General features: G+C 69.6%; 23 protein-coding genes and 1 pseudogene. 12 read left to right on the forward strand and 12 right to left on the reverse strand.

Annotated features, from left to right (window positions below; all coding sequences use genetic code 11):
* Positions 1 to 67 precede the first annotated feature (67 nt).
* The 5 genes from pstS to AC5JOC_RS06025 form a co-directional block, all read right to left on the reverse strand.
* Positions 68 to 1,159 (reverse strand): phosphate ABC transporter substrate-binding protein PstS, encoded by a 1,092-nt coding sequence (pstS, locus tag AC5JOC_RS06005; protein WP_079706246.1) that lies wholly within the window; start codon positions 1,157 to 1,159, stop codon positions 68 to 70.
* A gap of 193 nt (positions 1,160 to 1,352) precedes the next feature.
* Complete coding sequence (locus tag AC5JOC_RS06010; RefSeq protein ID WP_079705345.1) at positions 1,353 to 2,291, reverse strand: NUDIX hydrolase; 939 nt, start codon at positions 2,289 to 2,291, stop codon at positions 1,353 to 1,355.
* A gap of 52 nt (positions 2,292 to 2,343) precedes the next feature.
* Positions 2,344 to 4,539 carry an RNA degradosome polyphosphate kinase gene (locus AC5JOC_RS06015; protein ID WP_079705346.1) on the reverse strand — a complete coding sequence of 732 codons (2,196 nt, stop codon included), beginning with the start codon at positions 4,537 to 4,539 and terminating at the stop codon, positions 2,344 to 2,346.
* 90 nt (positions 4,540 to 4,629) lie between these two features.
* On the reverse strand, positions 4,630 to 5,535 hold the full coding sequence (gene mshD, locus AC5JOC_RS06020; RefSeq protein WP_159878053.1) for a mycothiol synthase: 906 nt from the start codon (positions 5,533 to 5,535) through the stop codon (positions 4,630 to 4,632).
* Positions 5,507 to 6,196, reverse strand: coding sequence for a response regulator transcription factor (locus AC5JOC_RS06025; protein WP_175116223.1), 690 nt, complete (start codon positions 6,194 to 6,196; stop codon positions 5,507 to 5,509). The genes mshD and AC5JOC_RS06025 overlap by 29 nt, the downstream gene beginning before the upstream one ends.
* A gap of 110 nt (positions 6,197 to 6,306) precedes the next feature.
* On the opposite strand from AC5JOC_RS06025, the gene AC5JOC_RS06030 reads away from it, so the two are divergent.
* The 4 genes from AC5JOC_RS06030 to AC5JOC_RS06045 all read left to right on the forward strand — a co-directional run bounded on the left by AC5JOC_RS06030 (position 6,307) and on the right by AC5JOC_RS06045 (position 9,734).
* Positions 6,307 to 6,597 carry a hypothetical protein gene (locus AC5JOC_RS06030; protein WP_064296602.1) on the forward strand — a complete coding sequence of 97 codons (291 nt, stop codon included), beginning with the start codon at positions 6,307 to 6,309 and terminating at the stop codon, positions 6,595 to 6,597.
* A gap of 133 nt (positions 6,598 to 6,730) precedes the next feature.
* Positions 6,731 to 7,435: a nitrobindin family protein gene (locus AC5JOC_RS06035; RefSeq protein ID WP_494245766.1), complete on the forward strand. Its 705-nt coding sequence runs from the start codon at positions 6,731 to 6,733 to the stop codon at positions 7,433 to 7,435.
* A 1-nt stretch (position 7,436) separates the two neighbouring features.
* Positions 7,437 to 8,603, forward strand: a complete 1,167-nt coding sequence (gene ygfZ / locus AC5JOC_RS06040; RefSeq protein WP_371413637.1) for a CAF17-like 4Fe-4S cluster assembly/insertion protein YgfZ — start codon at positions 7,437 to 7,439, stop codon at positions 8,601 to 8,603.
* A 63-nt stretch (positions 8,604 to 8,666) separates the two neighbouring features.
* A complete protein-coding gene (locus tag AC5JOC_RS06045; RefSeq protein WP_494245768.1) occupies positions 8,667 to 9,734 on the forward strand; it encodes an FUSC family protein in 1,068 nt (355 codons plus the stop codon).
* 19 nt (positions 9,735 to 9,753) lie between these two features.
* Here the strand turns inward: AC5JOC_RS06045 and AC5JOC_RS06050 are convergent, their stop codons facing one another.
* The gene (locus AC5JOC_RS06050; RefSeq protein ID WP_494245770.1) at positions 9,754 to 10,578 is read right to left on the reverse strand and encodes a class I SAM-dependent methyltransferase; all 825 of its coding nucleotides are present in this window, start codon (positions 10,576 to 10,578) and stop codon (positions 9,754 to 9,756) included.
* 71 nt (positions 10,579 to 10,649) lie between these two features.
* Between AC5JOC_RS06050 and AC5JOC_RS06055 the strand changes: the two genes are divergently transcribed.
* Entirely contained in the window at positions 10,650 to 11,399 is a 750-nt protein-coding gene (locus AC5JOC_RS06055) for a phosphoglyceromutase (protein ID WP_079705352.1), read from the forward strand.
* Between the two features lie 238 nt (positions 11,400 to 11,637).
* Here the strand turns inward: AC5JOC_RS06055 and AC5JOC_RS06060 are convergent, their stop codons facing one another.
* Complete coding sequence (locus tag AC5JOC_RS06060; protein WP_494245772.1) at positions 11,638 to 11,916, reverse strand: hypothetical protein; 279 nt, start codon at positions 11,914 to 11,916, stop codon at positions 11,638 to 11,640.
* Positions 11,917 to 12,540: 624 nt separating this feature from the next.
* Here AC5JOC_RS06060 and AC5JOC_RS06065 point away from each other — a divergent pair.
* Positions 12,541 to 13,962: a chaplin family protein gene (locus AC5JOC_RS06065; protein ID WP_494245774.1), complete on the forward strand. Its 1,422-nt coding sequence runs from the start codon at positions 12,541 to 12,543 to the stop codon at positions 13,960 to 13,962.
* A 76-nt stretch (positions 13,963 to 14,038) separates the two neighbouring features.
* Here the strand turns inward: AC5JOC_RS06065 and phoU are convergent, their stop codons facing one another.
* Positions 14,039 to 14,707 carry a phosphate signaling complex protein PhoU gene (phoU, locus tag AC5JOC_RS06070; protein ID WP_064296372.1) on the reverse strand — a complete coding sequence of 223 codons (669 nt, stop codon included), beginning with the start codon at positions 14,705 to 14,707 and terminating at the stop codon, positions 14,039 to 14,041.
* 166 nt (positions 14,708 to 14,873) lie between these two features.
* Between phoU and AC5JOC_RS06075 the strand changes: the two genes are divergently transcribed.
* Positions 14,874 to 16,040, forward strand: coding sequence for a sensor histidine kinase (locus AC5JOC_RS06075; RefSeq protein WP_079705355.1), 1,167 nt, complete (start codon positions 14,874 to 14,876; stop codon positions 16,038 to 16,040).
* A complete protein-coding gene (locus AC5JOC_RS06080) occupies positions 16,037 to 16,720 on the forward strand; it encodes a response regulator (RefSeq protein ID WP_064296370.1) in 684 nt (227 codons plus the stop codon). The genes AC5JOC_RS06075 and AC5JOC_RS06080 overlap by 4 nt, the downstream gene beginning before the upstream one ends.
* Positions 16,721 to 16,851: 131 nt before the next feature.
* On the opposite strand, the gene AC5JOC_RS06085 is transcribed toward AC5JOC_RS06080, so the two are convergent.
* Positions 16,852 to 17,331 (reverse strand): hypothetical protein, encoded by a 480-nt coding sequence (locus AC5JOC_RS06085; protein ID WP_494245776.1) that lies wholly within the window; start codon positions 17,329 to 17,331, stop codon positions 16,852 to 16,854.
* Between the two features lie 211 nt (positions 17,332 to 17,542).
* Here AC5JOC_RS06085 and AC5JOC_RS06090 point away from each other — a divergent pair, with 211 nt between their 5' ends.
* Together AC5JOC_RS06090 and ispD are read left to right on the forward strand one after the other, a co-directional pair.
* On the forward strand, positions 17,543 to 18,025 hold the full coding sequence (locus tag AC5JOC_RS06090; RefSeq protein WP_064296368.1) for a CarD family transcriptional regulator: 483 nt from the start codon (positions 17,543 to 17,545) through the stop codon (positions 18,023 to 18,025).
* A gap of 46 nt (positions 18,026 to 18,071) precedes the next feature.
* Positions 18,072 to 19,316, forward strand: a complete 1,245-nt coding sequence (ispD, locus tag AC5JOC_RS06095) for a 2-C-methyl-D-erythritol 4-phosphate cytidylyltransferase (protein ID WP_494245778.1) — start codon at positions 18,072 to 18,074, stop codon at positions 19,314 to 19,316.
* Positions 19,317 to 19,327: 11 nt separating this feature from the next.
* Here ispD and AC5JOC_RS06100 read toward each other — a convergent pair.
* Positions 19,328 to 20,441 (reverse strand): annotated as a pseudogene (locus tag AC5JOC_RS06100) (winged helix DNA-binding domain-containing protein).
* A 40-nt stretch (positions 20,442 to 20,481) separates the two neighbouring features.
* Here AC5JOC_RS06100 and cysS point away from each other — a divergent pair.
* On the forward strand, positions 20,482 to 21,936 hold the full coding sequence (gene cysS, locus AC5JOC_RS06105) for a cysteine--tRNA ligase (RefSeq protein WP_159878060.1): 1,455 nt from the start codon (positions 20,482 to 20,484) through the stop codon (positions 21,934 to 21,936).
* A complete protein-coding gene (rlmB, locus tag AC5JOC_RS06110; protein WP_064296364.1) occupies positions 21,926 to 22,936 on the forward strand; it encodes a 23S rRNA (guanosine(2251)-2'-O)-methyltransferase RlmB in 1,011 nt (336 codons plus the stop codon). The genes cysS and rlmB overlap by 11 nt, the downstream gene beginning before the upstream one ends.
* Before the next feature lie 96 nt (positions 22,937 to 23,032).
* Here the strand turns inward: rlmB and AC5JOC_RS06115 are convergent, their stop codons facing one another.
* Together AC5JOC_RS06115 and AC5JOC_RS06120 are read right to left on the reverse strand one after the other, a co-directional pair.
* Positions 23,033 to 24,313, reverse strand: a complete 1,281-nt coding sequence (locus AC5JOC_RS06115; RefSeq protein WP_064296363.1) for a DUF4032 domain-containing protein — start codon at positions 24,311 to 24,313, stop codon at positions 23,033 to 23,035.
* A gap of 104 nt (positions 24,314 to 24,417) precedes the next feature.
* Positions 24,418 to 25,527: an ABC transporter ATP-binding protein gene (locus AC5JOC_RS06120; RefSeq protein WP_079705359.1), complete on the reverse strand. Its 1,110-nt coding sequence runs from the start codon at positions 25,525 to 25,527 to the stop codon at positions 24,418 to 24,420.
* Positions 25,528 to 25,573: the final 46 nt, after the last annotated feature.

Consider the following 25,573-nt stretch of genomic DNA (forward strand, 5'->3'; position numbering starts at 1 on the left):
GGTACTGCGGGTGCTGGTGACGCAGGTCGAGCGTGCCGGGCAGGACCCGGCACGCTCGACCGTTGGATTACTTGATGGACGCGATCGCGTCCTGGACCTTCTTGGCGAGGTCTGCGGAGAGCGGCGCAGCACCGGCCGACTTCGCAGCCTCTTCCTGGCCGGCGTCGCTGGCGATGTAGCCGGCGTAGGCCTTGACGAGGTCGGCGACCTTCGGGTCGGCGTACTCCTGGCAGGCGATGAGGTAGCTCACGAGCACGATCGGGTAGTGGGTCGCGTCCGTGGTCTCGCGGTCGAGCTTGATCGCGATGTCGTTCGCCTCGCGGCCTTCGACGAGCGGCGAGCCCTCGACGACGGCGGCAGCACCCTCGGCGCTGTACTCGACGAACTCCTCGCCGACCTTGATCTTCGCGACACCGAGGTCGCCGGCCTTCGACGCGTCGGCGTAGCCGATGGTGCCGGTGCCACCCTTGACGGTGTCGACGACGCCGGAGGTGCCCTTGGCACCCTCACCCGACTGGAACGGGAAGGTGTCGGCCGGCTCAGCGGTCCAGACGTCCGGAGCGTTCTTGTTCAGGTAGTCGGCGAAGTTCTTCGTCGTTCCCGAGTCGTCCGAGCGGTGGACGGCGGTGATGGGGGTCGAGGGGAGCTTGGCCTCGGGGTTCAGCGCGACGATCGCCGGGTCGTCCCAGCTGGTGATCTGACCGGCGAAGATCTTCGCGATGGTCGCTGCGTCGAGGTTGAGCTCGTCGACGCCCTCGACGTTGAAGATGACCGCGATCGGGGAGATGTAGACCGGGAGGTCGATCGCCTTGGTGTCGGCTGCACATGCGGCGAAGGTGCTCGAGAGCTCTTCGTCGGAGAGGGCCGAGTCCGAACCGGCGAACTGCACGCCGCCGGCGATGAACGCCTTGCGGCCGGCGCCGGAGCCGTCGGGGGAGTAGTTGATGGTGACGTCCGGGTTCGACGTCTGGAAGGCGGCGACCCAGGCTTCCTGGGCGCTGCCCTGCGACGATGCGCCGCTACCGGCCAGGCTGCCCTTGAGGTCGCTGGCGGCTGCGCTCGTGGCGGTGGCGCCGCCTTCGTTGGCCGCACAGGAGGTCAGTGCGACGGCTGCGACTGCTGCTACGACCGCGACGCGGCCGAAACGTGAGAACTTCACAGGGATGTCCATTCATTGGTGTGGGTGCGAGCCGGTGCTGGCTCGTCAGTGACGCTAACCACGTGGCATGACGAGCATCCCCCGTGATGGTAAACAACGGGTGAACGGATATCGACGGCTTCATGGCGGCCGACGTGGCGATGCCGCGAATGCGCGACGAACGCCCCCTGTTCAGGGGGTTCGCGCGGATGGGTCAGACGCGGGGTTCGTGCGTCTCGATGGCGATGATGCCGGAGCTCGGGTTGGTCCGGGAGAGGTGCACGATGGAGAACGCCCCGGTCTCGAGTGCGGCGGCGCTCCCGAGGTAGGAGCCTCGGGTGGACCCGGTGGCGAGCGCGATCTCGTGCAGGATCTCGGGGAGGACCGGTCCGTGGCTGCAGAGGATGGCCGTCTTGAGCGCCCGGACGCGGCGGCCGACGACCCGGCGGACATCCGATTCGCCCCGCTCGTAGGCGTCCTGGCTGATGAGCTCGGAGCGTTTCGGCTCGATGCCCGCGGCCGCGGCGATCGGGCTGACGGTGCTGACGCAGCGCACGGCCGTGCTCGTCACGATCTTGCGAGGACCGAAGGCGAGCAGGGTCGGGACGTTCCCCGCGGCCTGCTTGACGCCGCGCGGCGCCAGTGGCCTGGTCGCGTCCTCGCCGGGCCATTCGGAGGGCGACGTGGCCTTCCCGTGGCGCATCGCGATGAGGGCGAAGGTCGCTGTGACGCCTTCGTCGACCAGCGCGGCGAAGGCGTCGAGGATCTCCACGTCGCGCTCGTAGCTGAGGTAGCTCCGTGCCCGCTTGATGGTGACCCACTCCAGGGCGGCGACCTCGCCGTTCGGGATGAACGTGCTCTCGCGGACGGCCTGGTCGGTGACCTCGGCCGACCAGTAGTGGACGATCTTCTCGCGTCCGCTCGACAAGGGGTACGTGGAGACACCGAGCGGCACACCGAGGTGGACGCTCAGGCCGGTCTCCTCCTTGATCTCCCGCACGGCCGTCTGCGCGAGCGTCTCTCCGGGATCGACCTTGCCCTTGGGGATGGTGACGTCGCCGTAGACCGTCCGGTGGATGACGAGGAGGTGGACCTTGCCGTCGATGAGACGCCAGCACACGGCACCGGCTGCATAGATTGCCGTCGTCGTCATAGTCACTGCCTCGTCGTGTCGTGGTGCTCGGGTGGGTCGCGGTGCGAAGTCGTCAGCGACGGTTCCTCGGCCGGCGGCGCGCCGCGGTCTCGAGCATGAGGGAGTCTTGCAGATCCGTGAGCGGTCGTCCGTCAGCGTCGACCGCGTGGCGCGTCCAGACGCCGTCGGCGTCGAGCCACCAGGACGACGTCTGCTCGTCGAGAGCCTGCTCGAACATCGCGGCGGTCGCCTCGAGGTGCTTCGGGTCGGTGAGCCTGACGAGCGCCTCGACGCGGCGGTCGAGGTTGCGGTGCATCATGTCGGCGCTGCCGATGAACACGTGCGGGTCGCCGTCGTTGTGGAACGAGAAGATGCGCGAGTGCTCGAGGTACCGCCCGAGGATGGAGCGCACGCGGATCGTCTCGCTCATCCCCGGCTGGCCTGGCTTCAGCGCGCAGATCCCGCGAACCCACAGGTCGACCGGGACCCCCGCCTGGCTGGCCCGGTAGAGCGCGTCGATGATCGACTCGTCCACCATCGAGTTGACCTTGATGCGGATCCCGGAGGGCTTGCCCTCCTCGGCGTTCGTGCGCTCCTGCTCGATGTGCTTGAGGAGGCCCTTGCGCAGGTGGCGCGGCGCGACCAGGAGTCGCTTGAACTTCTTCTCGATCGCGTACCCGGACAGCTCGTTGAAGAGGCGGGTGAGGTCTTTGCCGACCTGGTCGTCGGCCGTGAACAGACCGAGGTCCTCGTAGATGCGGCTCGTCTTCGGGTTGTAGTTACCCGTGCCGATGTGGCTGTAGTGGCGCAGCACGCCGCGCTCCTGTCGGACGACGAGCGCGAGCTTGCAGTGCGTCTTCAGTCCGACGAGCCCGTAGACGACGTGGACGCCGGCCTTCTCGAGCTTCCTGGCCCAGGAGATGTTGTTCTGCTCGTCGAACCGGGCCTTGATCTCGACCAGCGCGAGGACCTGCTTGCCGGCCTCGGCCGCGTCGATGAGTGCTTCGACGATGGGGCTGTCGCCCGAGGTCCGGTAGAGGGTCTGCTTGATCGCGAGCACGTGCGGGTCGGCGGCGGCCTGCTCGATGAACGCCTGCACGCTCGTGGCGAAGGACTCGTAGGGGTGGTGGACCAGGACGTCCTCACGGGCGATCGACCGGAAGAGGTCGGGCTTGCCGTTGGGCTCGTCGGGCTGGAACTGCAGCGCCGTGGTCGGGACGCGTTTCGGGTACTGGAGATCCGGGCGGTCGATGCCGGCGAGGCTGAAGAGGCCACCGAGGTCGAGCGGCGAGGGCAGGCGGTAGACCTCCTGCTCGGTGATGTCGAGTTCGCGGACGAGGAGTCCGAGGGTGACATCGTCCATGTCGTCGGTGATCTCGAGCCGGATGGGCGGCCCGAACCGGCGGCGCAGCAGCTCCTTCTCGAGGGCCTGGATGAGGTTCTCGGTCTCGTCCTCCTCGATCACCATGTCCTCGTTGCGCGTGACGCGGAAGACGTGGTGGTCGACGATCTCCATGCCGGGGAAGAGGTGGCCGAGGTGGTTGGCGATGACCTCCTCGAGGGCGATGTAGCGCACGCTGGGAGCGGTGTCCAGCGACGCGGAACGGCGCTCCGCCGGACCGACGCGGACGAAGCGCGGCATCATCTGCGGGACCTTGAGCCGGGCGAACTCCTCGCGCCCGGTGCGGGTGTTCCGCACTCGGACCGCGAGGTTCAACGAGAGGCCGGAGATGTAGGGGAACGGGTGCGCCGGGTCGACAGCGAGCGGCATGAGCACCGGGAAGACCTGGTTGCTGAAGTACTCGCTGAGGTACTCGCGGTCGGCTGCGTCGAGTGAGTCCCAGGTGACGACCGTGACGCCGCGTTCGGCGAGGTCGGGACGGACGAGGTCGTGCCAGGCGCGCGCGTGCCGTTCCTGCAGGACGTGCGCCTGCTGCGAGATCTCGGACAGGACGTCGGCCGGAGCGTTGCCGACGTTGGTCGGGACAGCCAGGCCCGTGAGGATGCGGCGCTTCAGGCCGGCGACCCGCACCATGAAGAACTCGTCGAGGTTCGAGGCGAAGATCGCGAGGAAGTTGGCGCGTTCGAGGACGGGCAGCGCCGGGTCTTCGGCGAGCTCGAGCACACGCTGGTTGAAGGCGAGCCAGCTGAGTTCGCGGTCGAGGTAGCGGTGTTCGGGCAGCGCGGGATCGTTCCGCTCGAAGGCGGGGTCGAAGTCCTCTTCGTCTCCATCGAGGCCGACATCGAGCACGGTTGGGTCTGCTGGCATGTCTTCATCATGACACCGTGGCGGGGGTGGTCGCGACGACTGCGGTGAACACTGTGTAAATGCCGCAGCGCCGCGCCGCTGTGGAGGGGATCAGGCGTCGGTTCTCGCGTACTGCACGTCGATGGTGTGGTCGGTGAATCCGAGCGAGCGGTACAGCGACACCGCAGGGAGGTTGTCGGCTTCGACGTAGAGCGTGACCGCCTCGACGCGTCGATCCCGCAGGCGGGCGAGGCCGGCCTCCATCAGGAGTCGCCCGAGCCCTCGGCCACTGGCCGCAGGGTGCACGCCGACCGCGTAGACCTCGCCGACCGTGTCCTCGACCTTCAACCAGATGAATCCGAGGAGGTCGCCGTCGGAGCCTCGTGCGAGCAGGAAGTCGTCGGCGTCGAACCAGGACTCGGCTTCCCGGGCGCGGAGATCGTCGAGGGTCATGCGTCCCTGCTCGGGGTGGTCGGCGAAGGCGAGCGCGTTGACCTCGAGCCACTCCTCCTCGTCGACTCCCGGCCGGAACGTGCCGACCGTGACATCCGCGTGCCCAGTGGTGGCCGGTCGTGCGCGGCTCGTCGGCGCCTTGGTCAGGCGGAGCTGCAGCAGCGTCCTGACCGGCGAGAAGCCGAACTCCTGTGCGAGCACCCGGGAGGCGGGGTGGTCGCCGTGTGCCCAGATGCGCACCTGCGGAGGACAGTTGGCGAGGACGCCGCGCAGTGCGGCGCGACCGTAGCCGTGACCCCGCCACTCGGGCTCGACGACGAACTCGAGTTCGCCATGGCCGAGGATGGCCGCGCCCACGACGGCGAAGTCGTCGGGGTCGACCGGCGGGTCCTGTGGTTCGACGGCGAGGATCAGTGTTCGGGCGCCGGACGCGGCGTCGATGAGCGACTGGTCGCTGAACGGCGGCTGGCCGTCGACGAGCGACGCCGTGCGCACGACGCGCTCGAGCGCATCCCTGGTGCGGGCGTCGTCGACGTTACGAACCGACAGCGTCAGCCGGGGCATGATCGTCCTCGTAGACGTTGAAGCGGTAGCCGACGTTGCGCACGGTGCCGATGAGCTGCTCGAGGTCGCCGAGCTTGGCGCGCAACCGGCGGACGTGGACGTCGACGGTTCGCGTGCCACCGAAGTAGTCGTAGCCCCACACCTCGCTCAGCAGCTGCTCGCGCGTGAACACGCGGGAGGGGTGGGTCGCGAAGAAGCGGAGCAGCTCGAACTCCTTGAAGGTGAGGTCCAGCGGCTTGCCGTGGACCTTCGCGGAGTAACTGGCCTCGTCGATGACGACGCCCGACGCCTGGATCTTGCTCGCCGAGTGCTCCTGGGAGGCGCGGCCGATCGCGAGCCGGATCCGAGCGTCGACCTCGGCCGGTCCGGCGGATTCGAGGATGACGTCGTTCACGCCCCAGTCGGCGCTGACGGCGGTGAGGCCGCCCTCGGTCAGGATGAGGAGGAGTGGGACCGACAGCCCGGACGCACCGAGGATCTTGCAGAGCGACTTGGCGCTCGCGAGGTCCTGGCGGGCGTCGACGAGCACGAGGTCCGAACTCGGAGCGTTCACGAGTTGTGCGGGGTCGGCTGGGATCTGCCGGGTGCGGTGGCTCAGGAGCCCGAGGGATGGGAGGACCTCGGTGCCGACCATGGAGGTCAAGACCAAAATTTGCGCCACGCGCATCCTCCCGACTGAGTTTGGAACCATATTAGGCGAACGACCGCACCCCACGTCGCACCGGGCGCCCGCTGGTGGTCCGATGGCGTCCGCTCTGTGACAATGGGTCCGTGAGCGAAACCACTCTCTCCCCCCGGCTGCGCTGGATCAGTGTCGTCTCCATCTGGGCGCTCGCGCTCGTCGGCGTCGTCGTGTCCGGCTTGCTCTGGAGCCCGGGGGAGACCTTCTTCGGGCTGTCGGCCACGCTCGGCCTCTGCACCCTGGCCGCGTTCTCGGCACAGCTGTTGACGCGACAGAAGGTGGGATTCGTCGATCGGATGTCGACGAGCGTCACCGGCGCCGTCCTCATCCTCGCCATCGGCGGTGCCGTGTATGGCCTCATCGCCCTGGCCTCGGGGTAGACTTTCCCCATGCTGCTCGCTCTCGAAATCTTCTTCATCGGCTTGCTCGTCCTCGCCAGCCTCGCCATCGCGTTCACCGCGGTGGTCGTGCTGAAGAACCTGTACCGCGGTCAGCGCTAGTCCGGGTCCCTCGATGATCGAGATCCCGAGCGGCCTGCCGAGCGAACTGGTCCCGCTGTCGTGGCTCATCGGCGTCTGGGAGGGCACCGGCGTCATCGACTACCGGGTCGGCGACGAGACCGTGACCCGCGAGTTCGGTCAGCGCGTGAGCTTCAGCCACGACGGCCTGCCGTACTTGAACTACAACTCCTACACCTGGCTCCTGCCCGAGCAGCCCCCGCGCGACGCCGAGGGGGCCTCGTCCACGGACGAGGACGCCCTGTCGGACGACACCGCTGCGGACGTCGCGCCTGACGGAGCCTCGGCGGACGAGTCCGGTGTGCCCGAGCCGCTCGTCACCGAGACGGGTTATTGGCGCCTCGAACGCCCGCTGATCGAAGGCGACCCGGGCCCGGGCATGCTCCCAGGGCAGGGCCCCCGCCCGTTCGGCACCGCGCAATCGGTCGAGACCCTGCGCACGTCGACCGGCGCCTTCCCCCTGCAGGTCTCGATCGTCCACCCGAACGGTGTGAGCGAGCTCTACCTCGGCCAGATCGACGGCCCGCGGATCGACCTCGCGACCGACGCCGTCGTCCGGACCGCTGGAGCCAAGGAGTACGCCGCCGCGACCCGCCTGTACGGTCTCGTCGAGAACCACCTGCTCTGGGCCTGGGACATCGCCGCCCTGGGACAGGACCTCCGGACGCACGCCTCGGCGCGCCTGGCCAAAGCCGACTGACGTGACCATTCCCAACGGAGCGGTCACACCGGAACCGATTCCGGGTTCGCCCTTCCTCACGCTGCCGGGTGCCGTCGAACAGGCGGATGCCGTCGACCACGGCGTCCCCTCCCATTACGGCAGCCCGAACATCGAGCAGCGCCTCATCGCCAACGGTAAGGCGATCGTCGACCTGTCGAACCGTGGCATCGTGACGGTCACCGGCCCCGATCGGCTGAGCTGGCTCAACTCCATCACGAGCCAGGAGCTGCGCTCGCTGTCGGCCGGCATCTCGACGGAGACCCTCTTCCTCGACCAGAGCGGCCGGATCGAGCACGCGGTCAAGCTGCTCGACGACGGCACGACCACGTGGCTCGTCACCGAAGCCGACGATGCTGCGCCCCTCCACGCCTGGCTCGACCGGATGCGGTTCATGCTGCGCGTCGAGGTGGCCGTCGCGACCGAGCAGTACGCCGTGATCGGTGCGGCGGCGGGTCTCGCGGTCGACGCTGCAGAGCCGAACGGCATGCCGCTCGTCTGGCACGATCCGTGGTCCGAGGTCGCGGTCGGCGGGCATCAGTACGCGACGGGCGAGCACCCGGGTGCAGCGTGGACGTGGACCGAGACGATCGTCGCGCGCGAGCAGCTCGAGTCGCTCGTGCAGCAGGTCCGTGCGGGGACGTTCTCCGCCGCGGGTTCGCTGGCCGCCGAGGCCCTGCGGATCGCCGCCTGGCGCCCGCGGTTGCAGTCCGAGGTCGACGAGCGGAGCATCCCGCACGAGCTCGACTGGCTGCGCTCGGCCGTCCACTTGAACAAGGGCTGCTATCGCGGTCAGGAGACGGTCGCCAAGGTGCACAACCTCGGGCATCCGCCGCGTCGCCTCGTCATGCTCCTCCTCGACGGCTCCGATGCGGTCCTGCCGCCGGCCGGTTCGAACGTGGTGCTCGTCGGCGTCGGCGACGACGCGACCCGGAAACCCGTCGGACGCATCACCTCGAGCGGGATCCATCACGAGTTGGGCCCGGTGGCCTTGGCGATCGTCAAGCGCTCCGCGGATCCGGCGGCCGTGCTGACGGTGGAAGCCGACGGCATCGATGTCGCGGCATCGCAGGAGATCGTCGTGCCGGCGGATGCCGGGGCCACGGCGAACGTGCCGCGGCTGCCGCGACTCGGCGCCGTCCGGCGCTGACCTCGGTGGGGAAGCGACGACGCCTCGGACCCGGGCGTACGGGTCGACCGATGGACCGCTGCGGTGCGTCGCCGCATCGCGCTCGGCGACGCCTGGCATCGTCTCGTCGGATCCGTGCCGGCGGTGCTGCAGGTCAGCGCCACGGCGATCGGCGCGTACGCGTTCGCCCACTACGTGCTCGGGCACGCCGTGCCACTCCTCGCCTTGACGGTGACGATCTCGAGTCTCGGGTTCGTTCGCGACGCCCGCCCGATCCGGGTCCTCGAGACGGCCGTGGGGATGAGCGTCGGGATCGCGCTGGCCGAGATCCTGCTCCTCGGCTTCGGGCAGGGGACGTGGCAACTCGCGGTCGCGCTCGTGCTCACGCTGCTCGTCGCCCGGTTCCTGTCGCCGGCGGCGTCGTTCGCGATCGCGGCGGCGGTGCAGTCCGTCCTCGTCATGCTCCTGCCCGTGCCCGACGGCGGCCCGTTCGTGCGCACCCTCGACGGTCTGATCGGCGGGGTCTTCGCCCTGCTCGCGACCGCGCTCATCCCGCGCGACCCACGCCGGAGCGCTCGCCGGGACGGCCAGCGGCTCATCGACGAACACGTCCGGACCCTCGCCTCGCTCGTCGCCGCCCTCCGTCTCGGCGACCTCGAGGAGGCTGACCGCGCGCTCGCACGGGCGAGGGCCACCCAGCCGGCCCTGGACGCGTGGCGCGGAACCCTCGACTCAGGGCTCGCCATCGCGCGCATCTCGCCGTTCCTCCGCAAGGCGGTGTTCGACCTCGAACGGCAGCGGACCATGCTCGACGGCATGGACCTCGCGACCCGCAACCTCCGGGTGATCGCCCGGCGCATCGACTACGTGTCGCGCGACGCCACGAGCCGCCCCGAGCTCGCGGACCTGCTCGCGCGCACCTCCGTCGCGCTCGGCATCCTGTCGCAGTCGATCGGCGACATCGCCCAGCAGCCGGTCGCGAGGCAGTCCCTGCTGGAGATCGCGAAGCACCTCGAGCCGGTCGCCGTCCTCCCCGACGCCTCGGTCTCCGAGCAGGCGCTCGTGCTCGTGCTCCGGCCGTACCTCGTCGACCTGCTCACGGCGACGGGGCTGCCGACGCCGGAGGCGCAGGCGGCGCTGCCCTCGCTCTGACGGCAGCATTCCCCGACACTCAGTCCGTCGAGGAGGGATTCGGGGCGACAGCCGACCACGGCAGTGTCAGCTCACCGAGGCGCCAGCGGCTGCGGCCGGCCAGCACCGGCCACCCGCTGTCCCGGAGCGTCCGGACGGTCGCCAACCAGCGCTGGACCGGGCTGTAGACCGCCAGGGGTGCATGCATCCGCCAGGCGCGGTCGAGGTCCGTCATGAGCGCATGGACACGTTCGCCCGGCACGTTGTGATGGATCAGCGCCTTCGGCAGTCGTTCGGCCACGATGGACGGCAGCTCGAGGTCGGCGAGCCGCAGACTGACGGAGAACGACTCAGCACGCCCCTGGTCGTCGACCGCGATCCAGCTGGACACCCGTCCGATCTCGTCGCACGTCCCCTCGACGAGCACACCGCCGGGCTGCAGCCGCGACGCCATGAGACGCCAGGCCCCCGCGACCTCGGCTTCGTCGTACTGCCGGAGCACGTTGAACGCCCGGATCACCGTGGGACGGTCGTCGCCGGTCGGCACCTCGAACCCGCCGCGCGCGAAGGAGACCGCAGCCGTCGGCGTGAACCGGGTCGTGCCCGCGCGCACCTGCTGCAGCTGCGCGTCAGCGGTGCGGACGCGCCCCGGCTCGATCTCGAATCCGATGACCCGTACGTCGGGCCGGACGGCGAGTAGTCGGTCGTGCAGTTCCAACGCCGTGACGCCGCTCGCGCCGTAGCCGAGGTCCACCACCAGCGGGTTCGTCGTCCGTCTGAGTGAGGGGTGGGTCGCGATCCAGCGGTCCACCCGCCGGAGCCGGTTCGTACCCGTCGTCCCGCGGGTGATCGATCCGACGGGCATGGACCCATTCTCCCTCACGGAGCGGGGTCATCGTCCACCTCGCGGTCATGCGCCGTCGGTATGCTGGGGACATGCCTGAGACTTACACCCTCGTCCTGCTGCGCCACGGCAACAGCGACTGGAATCAGAAGAACCTGTTCACCGGTTGGGTCGACGTCCGACTCAGCGAACTCGGCGTCACGGAGGCCAAGCGTGCGGGCGAGCTGCTCGCCGACTCCGGCATCACCCCGGACGTGCTGTACACCTCGGTGCTCTCCCGCGCGATCCAGACGGCGAACCTCGCCCTCGAGACCGCCGACCGCATGTGGATCCCGGTCAAGCGCAGCTGGCGCCTCAACGAGCGTCACTACGGCGCGCTGCAGGGCAAGGACAAGGCGCAGACGCTCGCCGAGTACGGTCCGGAGCAGTTCCAGACCTGGCGTCGTTCCTTCGACGTGCCGCCGCCGCCGATCGACGACGACAACGAGTGGTCGCAGGCCGATGACCCCCGGTATGTCGGGATCGACGGAGAACTGCCCCGCACCGAGTGCCTGAAGGACGTCATCGACCGGATGTTGCCCTACTGGGAGTCCGACATCACGGTCGACCTGGCCGCCGGCAAGACCGTCCTCGTGACGGCGCACGGCAACTCGCTCCGCGCACTCGTGAAGCACCTCGACGACATCTCGGACGACGAGATCGCCGAGCTGAACATCCCCACCGGCATCCCGCTCGTCTACGAGCTCGACGCGGACTTCCGTCCGGTCGCCCCGGCCCGGTACCTCGATCCCGAGGCCGCAGCAGCAGGCGCCGCCGCCGTCGCGGCGCAGGGGAAGAAGTAGCGGAAACCCCACCAAACCACCACCCCGGTCGGGAGCGCGGCTTGGCGACATCGTCGCCGAAAGTGCTCCTGGCCGGGGTTTTCCATGTCGAAAAAAAGGGGTTGAACCGCCTCGGGGTTGGGCGTACAGTGACTGCACTGTAACCCGATTGGGGGGATACGCATGGAGCAGTCGACCGACGGCACCCGTTTCCCCCTGTGGCGCGCCCTGGCGCTCGGTGGCTTCGCCGCCGCGGCGTTCACGGCGGTGGCCCTCTTCGGGTCGCCCGTCCTCCGCGCATGCCGACGACGGTGCCACCGATCCGTCGCTCCTGGGCGCGGTGACCGAGGTCGTCGGCTCGCTCGAACAGCCCGTCAATGCTGTCGCCGAGGTCGTCGACGTCGTCGACACCACCGTGCTCGAACCGGTGGTCGACGTCGTCGACGAGACCGTCGCGGCGGTACCGGTGGTGAACGACGTGGTCGAGGAGACCGTCGGCGCAGCACCCGTCGCCGCGATCGTCGATCCGGTCGTGCAAACGGTCGACCAGACGTTGACCGGCGTCGCCGACGTCGTCGCCGCGGTCCCGGTCCCCAGTACGCCGATCATCGATCCGGTCGTCCCAGCGCTTCCGCAGGGCCCGGCAGCGGACGTGTCGGCCACTGACTCGACCGCCGGCGGCGCGATCCTCCCGACGACGGTCCTCGGACCGCCGTCCGTCCAGCAGGGCGACTCGGACGACCGTGTCGGGCGGCCAGGATCGCGAAGACACGTCGTCCACCGCGGCCGAGCCCGCCGCCGTCGTCGGATCGTCCAGCCTCCCCGCCACCCCTGCGAACCTTCCGCTGCTGCCGGACGCCGACGGCCGCTGGGCCGTCACGCCGAGCGGCTCCGGGTCCTCCGGCTCCGGTGGGGCCGTCGGTGGCGCCGCAGCGGCCGAACAGTCGATCTCCGTCATCCTCCCTGCGCCCGGCGACGACCGTCGCGGACCTGCGCGAGACGAAGACCTCCCGGCTTCACCCACGTTCCCCTCCGATACCTCTCCTGACTGACCCCGGACCACTCTGCCGTTCGCGGCGGAGACCCGCCCACTGGGCGGTTCAACGGTCCGAAGCCTCCCGACCACGGGAGCACATCAGTCACTCTGCAAGGAGCAGGAATCATGAATTCGTATGTCAAGAAAGGCCTCTACTGTGGCCTGTTCGTCGCGGGACTCACGTTCCTCGGCGCTACGGCGGCCAACGCCGACACGTCCGGGGACGACAGCATCCTCGGCGGAACCCTCGTCGACGTGGTCCTCGAGGCCCCCGTCGAGATCGTCGACACCGCGGTGAGCGTCGTCGGCGATTCAACGGCGACGTCCGCACCCGAGGCGGTACCGGCGCCTGAGCCGGCACCCGCACCTGAGCCGGCACCCGCACCGGAGCCGGCACCAGCACCGGAGCCGGCACCTGCGCCGGAGCCCGCACCGGTGCCCGAGCCCGCGCCGGCCGCCACCACCAGTGGTGACGACAGTGTCGCGGGTGGGAACCAGGTCCAGTTGCCCGTCTCCATCCCGGTGACGGTCGAGGACAACGCGATCTCGATCATCGGCGATGCCGAGCAGTCGGGTTCGACGTCCGGACCGGTGGCGGGGGAGTCCGCCTCACCGGTCACCGACGAGGCGACCACGTCCGGTGACGACAGTGTCGCCGGTGGGAACCAGGTGTCGCCGGTGGTGACCGTTCCGGTCACGGTCGGTGGGAACGCCATCTCGCTGTTCGGTGATTCGAGCAGCGAGCAGGCGGGTGCGCCTGCCACGTCGGGTGGTGCGGCTGTTCCGGCGGCGCCGTCGACCACCTCCGGTGACGACAGTGTCGCCGGTGGGAACCAGGTGTCGCCGGTGGTGACCGTTCCGGTCACGGTCGGTGGGAACGCCATCTCGCTGTTCGGTGATTCGAGCAGTGAGGAGGCGGGTGCGCCTGCCACGTCGGGTGGTGCGGCTGTTCCGGCGGCGCCGTCGACCACGACCGGTGACGACAGTGTCGCCGGTGGCAACCAGGTCCTCGGCGACGTCGGGCTCCCGATCTCGGTGGTGGGCAACGCCGTCAGCGTGATCGGCGACTCCGAGTCGACGGGCACCTCGGCCTCCGCTCCGGCATCGTCCGGCGGCGCCACGTCGACCACGGATGGTGACGACAGCCTCGGCGGTGGGAACCAGATCGACCTCGGCCTGGAGCTGCCGGTCACGATCGGCGGCAACGCGATCTCCGTGATCGGGGACAGCGAGACCGGTGGTCCCGGGACGACCGATCCCACCACCCCGGTCGACCCGACGGACCCCACGGACCCGACCGACCCGACGGACCCCACCACCCCGGTGACCCCCGTCGTGCCGACGGTCCCCGCCACGGTGATCACCACCGCGACGGCGGCGTCCTCGACCGGCTCGAACACGACGGCCTCGGCCGCGCGTTCAGCTGAGCCGACGCTCGCCGACACCGGCAGCGCCGCGGGTCAGCTCCTGCCGCTCGCCGGCCTCGCCACGGTCCTCGGCCTCCTGCTCCTGGCAGGCGGCGCGATCACCCGTCGTCGGATGAGCTAGTCCCGCACGAACAGACGAGCGGTGCCGACCCGGTCTCGGGTCGACACCGCTCGTCGGGGTGTCCGGGATCAGCTGGTCAGTGGTGCACCGGCGTGGTCGCCTCGGGGATCCAGTCGCCCGTCGCGAGGTACTGGACCTTCTTGGCGATGGAGACGGCGTGGTCGGCGAAGCGCTCGTGGTACCGCGAGGCCAGGGTGGCGTCGACGGTCGCGACGGGCTCACCCTTCCAGGTGTCGCCGAGGACCTTCTCGAAGACGCTGGCGTGCAGCTCGTCGACGTCGTCGTCGTCGTTGCGGATCTCGTCGGCGATGCGCGGGTCCTGGGTGCGCAGCAGCTCCGTCAGCTTGCGAGCGATCGAGACGTCGAGTCGCCCCATCTCGGCGAAGGTGGTCCGCAGGCCCTTGGGCACGGCCTTGTCGGGGAAGCGGTACCGCGACAGCTGGGCGATGTGCTCGGCCATGTCACCCATCCGCTCGAGCGACGCGCTGATGCGCAGCGCGCTCACGACGATGCGGAGGTCGCGCGCGACCGGCTGCTGGCGGGCGAGGATGTCGATGGCGAGCTCGTCGAGTTCGATCGCGAGCTGGTCGATGCGGTTGTCGTTGGCGATGACCTCTTCAGCGACCGCGACGTCCGAGTTGCCGAAGGACTGCGTCGCCTTCTCGATGGAGATCGTGACGAGTTCGGCGATCTCGACCAGGCGATCCTGGACCTCTCGCAGTGACTGCTGGAATACCTCGCGCATGGCTCTGGGTGCCGTCCTTCCGTGACCTGGCGGTGGGCAGGCAGATGCCCGCTCCGCCGATGATGCCGAACCAAGGTTAACAGTTGGGGCACCAAGCGTGAACAGTCGTCGAAGTGGCGGGGTATTCGCGAGTTCGGCGTTCGGCGGACTGAGTAACGTAGTACCCATGGACACCATGTGGTTGGTGCTGATCGCCCTGGCACTCGGCCTCATCGTCGGGGGCGGTTTCGTCGCCCTCATCACCCTCGCCCTCAGACGGGGCGAGCGCGCCGCGACGGTCGTCAACCCGGTCGTGCCCGACGGGGTCGACCAGGTGCTCGAGGCCCTCGACAGCGCGGGCATCGTCGTCGATCCGTCCAACAACGTGCTGAAGGCCTCTCCTGGGGCCTTCGCGCTCGGGCTGGTGCGCGACCGCGTGCTCGACAACCAGGAGTTCATCGACCTCGCGCTCGAGGTCCGCCGCACCGGCGAGGCCGTCACGAGCGACCTGGAACTCGCGCTCGGGCGCTTCGGTGAGGCAACCCGGCACCTGCGCGTGCGGGCGGCGCCGCTCGGGTCGCGGTTCATCCTGCTGCTCGCCGAGGACCACACGGAGGCGCGTCGACTCGACGAGGTCCGCCGGGACTTCATCGCGAACATCAGCCACGAGTTGAAGACGCCGATCGGCGCCATCGGGCTCCTCTCGGAAGCACTCGACACGGCGGCGGACGACCCGGAACGGGTGAAGCGGTTCGCCAGCCGGCTCTCGACCGAGTCGCAGCGACTCACCCGGATGACGGCGGAGATCATCGACCTCTCGCGGTTGCAGGCGGCCGACGCCCTCCATCAGCCGGAACTCGTCCGCCTCGATCGGGTCATCGCCGCGGCGGTGGACCAGAACCGCGTGCCGGCCGAGGCGACCGGGGTGGGGCTCTCCCTCAAAGGCGGCAAGAACCTCGAGGTGTACGGTGACGAGGCCATGCTCGTCGTCGCCGTGCACAACCTCATCTCGAACGCCATCCACTACTCGCCCACCGGCGCACACGTGGGTGTCGGCGTCCGGGCGGTCGACGACGTCGTCGAGATCGCCGTCACCGATCAGGGCGTCGGGATCGCCGAAGAGGACCGCGATCGGGTCTTCGAACGGTTCTTCCGCGTCGACCAGGCGCGGTCCCGCCACACGGGCGGCACCGGCCTCGGCCTCAGCATCGTCAAGCACACCGTCCAGAACCACGGCGGCGAAGTGAAGGTCTGGTCGCAGCTGGGCCGTGGCTCGACGTTCACCATCCGCCTTCCCAGAGCAACGACCCCGCCGGAGGACCTCTCCACCGGCACGGCAAGGAGTACCCCGTGACCCGCATCCTGCTCGTCGAAGACGAAGCGTCCCTGAGCGAACCATTGAGCTACCTGCTCGAACGGGAGGGGTACGAGGTCGAGGTGGCGGAGGACGGCCCCTCGGCGGTCCAGGCCTTCACGGCTCGCGGCGCGGACCTCGTGTTGCTCGACCTCATGCTCCCCGGCATCCCCGGGACGGAGGTCTGCCGTCAGATCCGCGCGGTCTCGAGCACGCCGATCATCATGCTGACCGCGAAGGACTCCGAGGTCGACATCGTCGTCGGGCTCGAGCTGGGCGCCGACGACTACGTCACGAAGCCCTACTCGACCCGCGAGCTGCTCGCGCGGATCAGGGCGGTGCTGCGACGCCGTGTCGAGGCGGACCAGGCGCAGGAGGAGGTGCTGCTCGAGGCCGGCACGGTCCGGATGGACACCGAACGTCATGTCGTCGAGGTCAACGGGGCGCCGATCCCGATGCCGCTCAAGGAGTACGAGCTGCTCGAGCTGCTCCTGCGGAACGCCGGACGGGTCCTCACCCGTGGTCAGCTGATCGACCGGGTGTGGGGGAGCGACTACTACGGCGACACCAAGACGCTCGACGTCCACATCAAGCGCATCCGTTCCCGGATCGAGGCGAACCCCTCCGAACCGGTGATGCTCGTCACCGTGCGTGGGCTCGGCTACCGCTTCGAGGCCTGACGCAGGTCCAGGACGGACGAACGCCCCGCAACTCTGAAGAGGTGCGGGGCGTTCGGTCGTGTTGGGCGACGGAGCGTTATTCGGTCGGCTCCGTGGTGGGCGTCGCGAGCGGCGTCGGCGTCTCGGTGGGCTCATCCGTCGGCAGCGGCGTCGGGACGAGCGTGGAGTACTCGAGCAGCTGGCCGGTGAGGACCGGCACGCTCGCCGTGGCGCCCGTCTCGTCGCCGTACTGGAAGAAGACGTCCAGGACGGCTCCGGGCTGCGATGCCGAGGGACTCGATGCGCAGCGGGTCGTTGGCTCCCGAGCCGTCGAACGTCGTCAGGCCGGGCTCCGCGAGGACCTGGAACTGCTCGTCCTTGCCCTCGATCTCGATCAGCACCGTGTGGGCGCGGTCGTCGCGGTTCGCGACGCTGAAGACGAGGTTGCCGGTCTCGCCGTCGTCGGAGACGACGATGGCGTTGCGGACGGCCACGGAGCCGACGGTGACACCGACGCCGTCCGAGGCGTCGTAGTGCTTCAGGGTCGCCTGCGGCGCGATGAGGTTGCAACCGCTCATGCCGAGTGCGACAGCACCCGCGACGACGATGGAAGCGATGAGACGCGCCTTCACAGAACCCTCCAAGATGTGGTGGCCCCGGGCGCAGACGAGTGACAGGTGTCCCGGGATCCGGATTCGAGTCTAGCCCACGGCTGCGAAGGGGTGTGGCCGGGTCGTCGACCCGTGATCGGCCGGTGCGCCACCCGGTCCGCGGGGCACCCGGTACCCGGCTCTGATCAGGGGTCCCGTGGTATTCTGGGAGACGCTGAAGGGACCGAGACCCATGATCTTCGAAGTTGGCGAGACCGTCGTCTACCCGCACCATGGCGCCGCGACCATCACCGAGGTGAAGACCCGGATCATCAAGGGCGAGGAGAAGCTCTACCTCAAGCTCCGCGTCACCCAGGGCGACCTCATGATCGAGGTCCCGGCCGAGAACGTCGACCTGGTCGGGGTGCGCGACGTCATCGGACGCGAGGGTGTCGACCGCGTGTTCGACGTGCTCCGTGCGCCGTTCACCGAGGAGCCGACGAACTGGTCCCGCCGCTACAAGGCGAACCTCGAGAAGCTGGCCTCGGGCGATGTCATCAAGGTCTCCGAGGTGGTCCGCGACCTGTGGCGTCGCGACCAGGACCGAGGCCTCTCAGCGGGAGAGAAGCGGATGCTCGCGAAGGCCCGCCAGATCCTGGTCTCCGAACTGGCGTTGGCGGAGCAGACCGACGAGGAGCAGGCGTCGTCCGTCCTCGACGAGGTCCTCGCCTCCTGAGCCGACCGTCCGTTCGGGCGGGGCGCCCGAGAAGTAGGCTCGTGGCATGACTGCGATCGACGAACCGGGTGCCGTTGCCGACCCATCCCTGGACGGCCCGGCTGTCGGCGTGATCGTCGTGGCGGCGGGCAGTGGGACGCGCCTCGGTGCCGGCATCCCGAAGGCGTTCGTGTCGCTCGCCGGCAGCACCGTGCTCGAACACGCGCTCGCCCCGGTCTTCCGCCTGCGGGACGCGGTCCAGGTCGTCGTCGTGGTCCCAGCGGATCGCGTCGGTGAGGCGGAGACGATCGGTCGTCGCGCGGCGGGGAAGGCGGCCGACCACCTCCGCGTCGTCGTCGGAGGCGACACGAGACAGTCCTCCGTCCTCGCCGGACTCGCCGCCCTGTGGCCGGGAGTCCGCACGGTGCTCGTCCACGACGCCGCACGAGCACTCACCCCGACCGAACAGTTCGAACGGGTGATCGACGCCGCCGCGCGAACGGGGTGGGGGGTCGTGCCGGGGCTCCCGGTGACCGACACGATCAAGCGGGTCGACGCGAGCGACCTCGTCGAGCAGACCGTTGATCGGGCCGCCCTCAGAGCCGTCCAGACACCGCAGGCGTTCCCGCGTGATGCCCTCATCGCGGCCTTCCGCGTCGCCGAGGACCGCCTCGCGGCGGCCACCGACGATGCGGCGCTCTACGCGGACGCCGGACATCCCGTCCTCACGGTCGCGGGATCGGAGGCGGCGTTCAAGATCACGACCCCGTGGGACGCCCAGCGTGCTGAGCGACTCCTGGCGGACCGAGGCCGAGAGCGCGAGGTGGGCGCACGGCCGACCTCCTCGATCAGGACCGGCATCGGCGTCGACGTCCACGCCTTCGCCGACGACGGCGAGCTGAGCCTCGCGGGCCTCAGCTGGCCGGGGGAACGGCCGCTGGCCGGACACAGCGACGGGGATGCGGTCGCCCATGCCATCGTCGACGCCCTGCTGTCCGCTGCCGGCCTCGGCGACATCGGCTCCATGTTCGGCACCGATGACCCCCGCTTCGCCGGGGCGAGCGGCGAGGTCTTCCTGCGGGCAGCTGTCGAACGGCTGCACGCCGCGGGCTTCGTCGTCGTCAACGTCGCGGTGCAGCTCGTCGGCAACCGCCCGCGGTTCGCGCCCCGTCGGACGGAGGCGGAGGGCGTGTTGAGCGCGCTCGTCCACGGGCCGGTCAGCATCGCGGCGACGACCACGGATGCGCTCGGGTTCACCGGCCGTGGCGAGGGTGTCACAGCCATCGCCACCGCCCTCATCGAGCGCCGCTGACGGGTCGGTCCTCAGTCGGCGGACGTGCCCTCGTCGACCGACGCACCGAGCCCGAGGAACCGGCCGTATTCGCCAGCGGCTCGTCGGAACCCCGCCTGCACCCGCTGCGACAGCGGTTGGAACGGCGTCGGGGTGACGACGACGCCGGTCGCGCTCGTCCGTCGGCGCCAGGTGCCGACGACGCGTCCGTCGACGGCGATCATCGGGAGGAAGATGCCGTTCGCGCCGGGGACGATGCGGTCTGCGAACGCCGCCGGGAGCGTCAGCTCGCGGTCGCGGTAGCCGAGGAGCAGTTCGTCGAATCCGGGAAGCGCGAGCACCCGTGGTCGCCGTGGAGCAGGTGACGGCTCGATGCCCTCGGACGCCGACCAGCGGGTGACACCCGTCGCGCGACTCGGAGACCAGCCGTCCGGCGGCCACCTCGACGCCGCGTTTCGCCTGTGCGACGGTGAGCTTCGACCACCAGGTGAGGTCGGCGATCGTCGACGGGCCGTGGCCGGTGAGATACCGGACGACGAACTCGCCGAGCGCCTCGTCCGCCTCGAGCACCCGCGGTGCACGGATCCACTCCTCAGTCAGGACGAGTGCCTGCTGTCTTCCTGCTGGAGGTCCCCAGCAGACCACGCCCGACATCGCGAGTTCCATGATGAGGTGGGAGCCCCGTTGTCCGTCGATCGGGATCCCGGCATCGGTGTGGGCCGTCAACAGCTCATCCCTCGTCACGCGCCGATGCCCGCTGAGCAGTCCCTCGGTGAGCGCACGGGAGCGCGAGAAGGTCTCGGCGTCGAGCTCGAGCTGACGGTGTCTGGCCGCGATCGTCGAGCGGACCCGCGGGACACCGAGTCCGAGCAGCCACCCGAGGTCCTCGGCGGCGACGAGATGCAGGGTGCCGCGCATCGGCCAGGACCGGACGATCGAGCCGTCCTCGAGCGCCGCGAGCACCTCGTCCATCGTCGTGCCGCTCGACCTGACGCCGACCGCCCACAGCGACGAAGCGAGGTCTTGGGCCTGGACCGCGAGCAGCCGCGAGACGACACCCGTGGGGGAGCGGTGATCGGCTCCGGCGAGGAGCTGGGCCGCGAGTCGCGCGCGGAGAACCTGCTGGTCGTCGCGTCCCGTGGTCATGGGACCATCATGCCCGGACGACGGCGGCTAGTCTGGTCTCGTGGCCCTCCGACTCTACGATTCGAAAACGCAGTCCCTCCGGGACTTCGTGCCGCTCCGCGAAGCCGAGGCGGGGCTGTACGTCTGCGGACCGACCGTGCAGTCCTCTCCGCACATCGGACACCTGCGCAGCGCGCTCGTCTACGACCAGCTGCGACGCTGGCTGACGGCCTCCGGGGTCCGCGTCACGCTCGTCCGCAACGTCACCGACATCGACGACAAGATCCTCGCGAACGCCGCCGCCGGCGTCGAGGGCGGGTTCGCCCAGCCCGGCGAGGAGTGGTGGGCGCTCGCCTACCGGTACGAACTCGAGTTCACGGCCGCCTACCGTGCCCTGGGCATCCTGCCCCCGAGCTACGAGCCACGCGCGACGGCGAGCATCCCGGAGATGCAGGAGCTCATCGAGCGGCTCATCGACGCCGGGCACGCGTACCCGGCTCCCGACGACTCCGGCGACGTCTACTTCGACACCGCCTCATGGAGCCGCTACGGCGAACTCACCCGGCAGAGCGCCGAGCACATGGAGGCCGCGACCGACGCCGACCCGCGCGGCAAACGCGATCCCCGCGACTTCGCGCTCTGGAAGGGCACCAAGCCTGGGGAGCCGCGCTCGGCGAGCTGGATGTCGCCCTGGGGCGAGGGACGGCCCGGCTGGCACATCGAGTGCTCGGCGATGTCGACCAAGTACCTCGGCGAGGAGTTCGACATCCACGGCGGCGGACTCGACCTCCGCTTCCCCCACCACGAGAACGAGCTCGCCCAGTCGAGCGCAGCCGGCGACCCCTTCGCCCGGTACTGGTTGCACAACGGGCTGGTCGCCGTCACGGGCGGGCAGAAGATGTCGAAGTCCCTCGGCAACTCCGTCTACGCAGCCGACCTCTTGGCAGCAGCCCGGCCGCTCGTGGTCCGCTACTACCTCGGTGCAGCGCAGTACCGATCGACGCTCGAGTTCCATCCGGGCGCACTCGCCGAGGCCGAAGCCGCACTCGGACGCATCGAGGGCTTCCTCGATCGTGCCGCCCGCGCCGACCTGCTCACCGAGACGACCACGGCCGCCAGTCGAGCGACGCTCCCGGCCGCCTTCGTCGAGGCGATGGACGACGACCTGAACATCCCCCGCGCGCTCGCCGTGTTGCATGACGCCGTGCGCGTCGGCAACGCCGCCCTCGATGGCGGCGACGACCTGGCGACAGCCCGCGAGCGTGCGGTCGCCGTCCTCGACATGACCCGGGTGCTCGGCATCGACCCGACCGACCCTTCGTGGTCGTCGGGCACCGACCCCGTCACTCACCGATCCCTGTCCGCACTCGTCGAGCGTCTGCTCGTCGATCGCGCGGACGCCAGGGTCGCCAAGGACTTCGCAGCGGCCGACCGGATCCGCGACGAACTCACAGCGGCTGGGATCACCATCGAAGACACCCCGTCCGGAGCACATTGGAGTATCAGTGGCAAGTAAGCCTTCCCGCCCGACCGGGCCGAAGAAAGCGAAGAAGGGTCCCACCAAGGGCACCGGCGGCCTCGGCCGCAAGGCGCTCGAGGGTCGTGGACCGACCCCCAAGGCCGAGGACCGCGCCTGGCACCCGGCCGGCAAGCGGAAGGCCGCGCAGGAGCGCTACGCGGCCTCCGGCGGCACCGGCAAGCCGAGGCAGGCGGCCGGCCAGAACGGACGCCCGTCCACGAACGGCCGGACCAAGCAGAAGTCGAGCGACGAGTCCGAGGTCGTCACCGGCCGCAACTCCGTCCTCGAAGCGCTCCGCGCGAAGATCCCAGCCACCACGCTGTACGTCGCGACCCGCATCGAGATGGACGACCGGGTGAAGGAGGCGCTCAGCATCGCCACCCGACGCGGGATCCCGGTGCTCGAGGTCATGCGTCCGGAGCTCGACCGCATGGCCGGGTTCGACGGCGTGCACCAGGGCCTCGCCATCAAGGTGCCGCCCTACGAGTACGCGCACCCCATGGAGTTGCTCGACCAGGTCATCGCCCGTGGCGAGAACCCGTTGTTCATCGCCCTCGACGGCATCACCGACCCCCGGAACCTGGGTGCGATCATCCGATCGACCGCAGCCTTCGGTGGTCACGGCGTGATCCTGCCGCAGCGCCGGAGCGTGGGCCTCACCGCCTCCGCGTGGAAGACCTCGGCAGGAGCGGCGGCTCGGACGCCGGTCGCGATGGCCGCCAACCTCACCCAGACGCTCAAGGCGTTCAAGGAGCGCGGCGTCTTCGTGATCGGTCTCGACGGCGACGGCGACGTCTCCCTTCCCGGGCTCGAACTCGCCGACCAGCCGATCCTCGTGGTCGTCGGCAGCGAGGGCAAGGGCCTGTCCCGCCTCGTCACCGAGACCTGCGACGCGGTCGTGTCGATCCCGATCTCGGCCTCGACCGAATCGCTCAACGCCGGGATCGCGGCCAGCGTGACGCTGTACGAGATCGCGCGTCGCCGGAACGCCGAGTAGGCGACCGGCGCTCGCGCCGCACGAACGAGGACAGGCCCTCGGAACGGATCTCCGTTCCGAGGGCCTGTCTGTCGTCAGTCGAGGAGACGGACGTGGTCAGACGAGGTCTCGCCAGTCGACCGGTCCGGTCATGGCGGCGGGGATGCTGATCGCCTCGGTCGGCGGCACGATCATGGTCGCCTCGTCGCGGCGGTGCCGCAGGACGGTGTTCACGTAGGAACCGACGGCTTCCGCCAGCGGGATGTCGCGACCCTCGTTCTGCGCGAGGAACCAGCGGTGCTCCAGGAGTTGGTGGAAGATCTCGGCGGGCTCGAGCTTGCCGCGGAGTTCGCGCGGGATCGCCTTCACCACCGGCTCGAACACGCGGATGAGCCACTCGTGCGCCGCCATCTCCTCGTCGAACCCGTCCTTCCCGAACGAGGCCGAGTAGGCGTCGAGATCGTTGAGCAGGCGCCTCGCCTGGTTCTCGCCCGCGTCGAGGCCGGTGAGCCGCAGGAGGCGGCGCTGGTGATGCCCGGCGTCGACGACCTTCGGCTGGATCCGCACGGTCGAGCCCTCGTCGGTCGTCTTGATCGCGAGTTCCTCGATGTCGAAGCCGAGTTCGTTCAGACGGTGGACGCGCTCGGTGATGCGCCAGCGCTCGGACGCGTCGAAGGACTCGGAGCCCGTGAGCTCCTTCCAGAGGGACCGGTAGGCGGCGACGATGCCGTTGCTCACGGTGACGGGGTCGAGTTCGGCGTCGGCGCGTCCGCCGGCCTCGAGATCGAGGAGCTCGCCGGCGATGTTCACCCGGGCGATCTCGAGGTCGTTCTCACGCTGCCCGTTCGACAGCCCGCCCTCGTAGAGCTTGCCCGTCTCGGCGTCGACGAGGTAGGCGGCGAAAGCTCCCGCGTCACGCCGGAAGAGCGTGTTCGACAGCGACACGTCACCCCAGAAGAAGCCGACGATGTGGAGGCGGACGAGGAGGACGGCGAGCGCGTCGACGAGGCGGGTCGCGGTGTCGGGCCGGAGGGTGCCCTGGAAGAGCGCACGGTAGGGGAGTGAGAACTTCAGGTGCCGCGTCACGAGCACGCTCGGCAGCTCACGGCCCTTGCGATCGCTCCGGTTCGTGATGACCGCGAGCGGGTCGACGCAGGGGATGTCGAGCCGCTGCAGGGTGCGCAGCATGTCGTACTCGCCCTTCGCCATCTCCGCGGTCGTCTCCTTGACGGCGATGACGTAGCCGGACAGGTTCGCGAACCGGACCAGGTGGCGCGAGATGCCCTTCGGGAGCGAGGCGATGGCCTCATTCGGCCAGTTCTCGAGGGGGAGCTCCCAGGGGAGATCGAGCAGCGCCGGGTCGACGGTGGCAGCGGTGATGTTCAATGCGCCGGACATGGTGCGGAGCGCTCCTCGGGGATCGTCGTACTGAGACTGGACAAGCGAAAACGACGATGGCCGAGCGATCGGAGACCGACCGCTCGACCATCGTCGGCGGGAAACTAGATCGAGGAGGACACGACCGGCTTGTTGCCCAGACGCTCACCCGATGCCGAGTCGAACGCGTGCACGTGGTGCGGCGTCGGCGCGAGGAACACCGTGTCGCCGATGTGCGCGTGGTTGCGACCGTCGACGCGGGCGACGATGTCGGTGCGCTTGCCGGAGACGTCGGTGTGGCCGTAGAGGTAGCCGTCGGCGCCGAGCTCCTCGACGAGGTCGACGGTCACCTCGATGCCGGAGCCCGAGTTGCTGGACACGGTGATGTCCTCGGGGCGCACGCCGACCGTGACGTTCTTCGACGGAGCGGCGTCGGTGATCTCGCGCTCGACCGGGATGATGAATCCGCCGAGCTTGATGCCGCCGTCGGCGATCTCGCCCTCGAACAGGTTCATGGCCGGGCTGCCGATGAAGCCGGCGACGAAGACGTTGTTCGGCTTCTCGTAGAGGTCGCGCGGGGTGCCGACCTGCTGCAGGATGCCGTCCTTGAGGACCGCGATGCGGTCGCCCATGGTGAGCGCCTCGGTCTGGTCGTGGGTGACGTAGACGGTGGTGACGCCGAGACGACGCTGCAGCGACGCGATCTGGGTGCGGGTCTGGACGCGGAGCTTGGCGTCGAGGTTCGACAGCGGCTCGTCCATGAGGAAGACCTGGGGCTGACGGACGATGGCTCGACCCATCGCGACGCGCTGACGCTGACCACCGGAGAGCGCCTTCGGCTTGCGGGTCAGGTAGTCCTCGAGGTCGAGGAGCTTGGCGGCTTCGAGCACGCGGGTGGCACGCTCTTCCTTGCCGACACCGGCGATCTTGAGCGCGAAGCCCATGTTCTCGGCGACGGTCATGTGCGGGTAGAGCGCGTAGTTCTGGAACACCATCGCGATGTCGCGGTCCTTCGGCGGCACGTCGGTGACGTCGCGGTCGCCGATGAAGATGTGGCCGTCGTTGACCTCTTCGAGGCCGGCGAGCATGCGGAGGGAGGTGGACTTGCCGCAGCCGGACGGGCCGACGAGGACGAGGAATTCGCCGTCGGCGACCTCGAGGTTCAGCTTGTCGACCGCGGGGCGGGTGCCACCCGGGTAGAAACGGGTTGCGTTGTCGAACGTCACAGACGCCATGGTTGTTCTCCTTCACCGGCAGGTACGTGCCGGACGATCCGTTGTG

It is taken from the genome of Plantibacter sp., from assembly GCF_059073635.1.

Coding starts and splice junctions, on each gene's coding strand:
- AC5JOC_RS06115 (WP_064296363.1), bottom strand. CDS start 24,313: ATGTCCGGCGCATTGAACATCACCGCTGCCACCGTCGACCCGGCGCTG.
- AC5JOC_RS06035 (WP_494245766.1), top strand. CDS start 6,731: ATGATCGAGATCCCGAGCGGCCTGCCGAGCGAACTGGTCCCGCTGTCG.
- AC5JOC_RS06015 (WP_079705346.1), bottom strand. CDS start 4,539: ATGCCAGCAGACCCAACCGTGCTCGATGTCGGCCTCGATGGAGACGAA.
- AC5JOC_RS06090 (WP_064296368.1), top strand. CDS start 17,543: ATGATCTTCGAAGTTGGCGAGACCGTCGTCTACCCGCACCATGGCGCC.
- AC5JOC_RS06010 (WP_079705345.1), bottom strand. CDS start 2,291: ATGACGACGACGGCAATCTATGCAGCCGGTGCCGTGTGCTGGCGTCTC.
- AC5JOC_RS06055 (WP_079705352.1), top strand. CDS start 10,650: ATGCCTGAGACTTACACCCTCGTCCTGCTGCGCCACGGCAACAGCGAC.
- phoU (WP_064296372.1), bottom strand. CDS start 14,707: ATGCGCGAGGTATTCCAGCAGTCACTGCGAGAGGTCCAGGATCGCCTG.
- AC5JOC_RS06120 (WP_079705359.1), bottom strand. CDS start 25,527: ATGGCGTCTGTGACGTTCGACAACGCAACCCGTTTCTACCCGGGTGGC.
- AC5JOC_RS06065 (WP_494245774.1), top strand. CDS start 12,541: ATGAATTCGTATGTCAAGAAAGGCCTCTACTGTGGCCTGTTCGTCGCG.
- AC5JOC_RS06050 (WP_494245770.1), bottom strand. CDS start 10,578: ATGCCCGTCGGATCGATCACCCGCGGGACGACGGGTACGAACCGGCTC.
- ispD (WP_494245778.1), top strand. CDS start 18,072: ATGACTGCGATCGACGAACCGGGTGCCGTTGCCGACCCATCCCTGGAC.
- AC5JOC_RS06075 (WP_079705355.1), top strand. CDS start 14,874: ATGGACACCATGTGGTTGGTGCTGATCGCCCTGGCACTCGGCCTCATC.
- mshD (WP_159878053.1), bottom strand. CDS start 5,535: ATGCCCCGGCTGACGCTGTCGGTTCGTAACGTCGACGACGCCCGCACC.